Raw genomic sequence first — 1283 nt, 5'->3', positions numbered from 1 at the left:
GATGAGGAGAGAATCCTAAGGCCGGCGGGAGAAGCATTGTTAAGGAACTCGGCAAAATGACCCTGTAACTTCGGGATAAAGGGTGCCACAGAGATGTGGCCGCAGAGAATAGGCTCAAGCAACTGTTTAGCAAAAACACAGGTCTATGCGAAACCGAAAGGTGAGGTATATGCTGACGCCTGCCCGGTGCTGGAAGGTTACGAGGAGAGGTTAGAGCAATCGAAGCTTTGAATCTAAGCCCCAGTAAACGGCGGCCGTAACTATAACGGTCCTAAGGTAGCGAAATTCCTTGTCGGGTAAGTTCCGACCCGCACGAAAGGCGTAATGATTTGAGCGCTGTCTCGACAATGCACCCGGTGAAATTGAAATACCAGTGAAGATGCTGGTTACCTGCGCCAGGACGGAAAGACCCCATGGAGCTTTACTCTAGCTTGATACTGGGATTCGGTACTGCATGTACAGGATAGGTGGGAGACTTTGATGACAGGACGCCAGTCTTGTCGGAGTCGCTGTTGGGATACCACCCTTGTGGTACTGGATTTCTAACCAACCTCCGTGACCCGGAGGTGGGACAATGTCAGGTGGGGAGTTTGACTGGGGCGGTCGCTCCGAAAGGGTATCGGAGGCGCTCAAAGGTTCCCTCAGAATGGTTGGAAACCATTCAAAGAGTGCAAAGGCAGAAGGGAGCTTGACTGCGAGACCGACGGGTCGAGCAGGTACGAAAGTAGGACTTAGTGATCCGGTGGTAGAAAGTGGGATTGCCATCGCTCAACGGATAAAAGCTACCCTGGGGATAACAGGCTTATCACTCCCAAGAGTTCACATCGACGGAGTGGTTTGGCACCTCGATGTCGGCTCATCGCATCCTGGGGCTGAAGTAGGTCCCAAGGGTTGGGCTGTTCGCCCATTAAAGCGGTACGCGAGCTGGGTTCAGAACGTCGTGAGACAGTTCGGTCCCTATCCGGCGCGGGCGTAGGATATTTGAGAGGAGCTGCCCTTAGTACGAGAGGACCGGGGTGGACTGGCCTCTGGTGTATCTGTTGAACTATCAAGTTCATGGCAGAGTAGCCAAGCCGGGACGGGATAAACGCTGAAGGCATCTAAGCGTGAAGCCCCCCTCAAGATGAGATATCCCATACGCAAGTAGTAAGACCCCTTGAAGACGACGAGGTAGATAGGGCAGAGGTGGAAGCGTAGTAATACGTGAAGCTGACTGTTACTAATCGGTCGAGGGCTTAACCAAAAGGTTATGGTTAAGGATAGGTAAGAGGAAGTTATTTCCT

At 52.5% G+C, this 1283-nt stretch carries 1 rRNA gene (running past one end of the window); it reads left to right on the top strand.

Going from position 1 to position 1283, the window contains the following annotated elements:
* Positions 1-1243 (top strand): 23S ribosomal RNA (locus tag DWZ16_RS15110) (its annotated part extends 1719 nt beyond the left edge of the window); the annotation flags it as partial.
* Positions 1244-1283: the final 40 nt, after the last annotated feature.

Origin of the sequence: Clostridium sp. AF29-8BH, assembly GCF_003478145.1 — a bacterium.
In the GTDB taxonomy this organism is placed as follows: domain Bacteria; phylum Bacillota; class Clostridia; order Lachnospirales; family Lachnospiraceae; genus Otoolea; species Otoolea fessa.
This window is presented reverse-complemented; position numbering and strand designations above follow the sequence as displayed.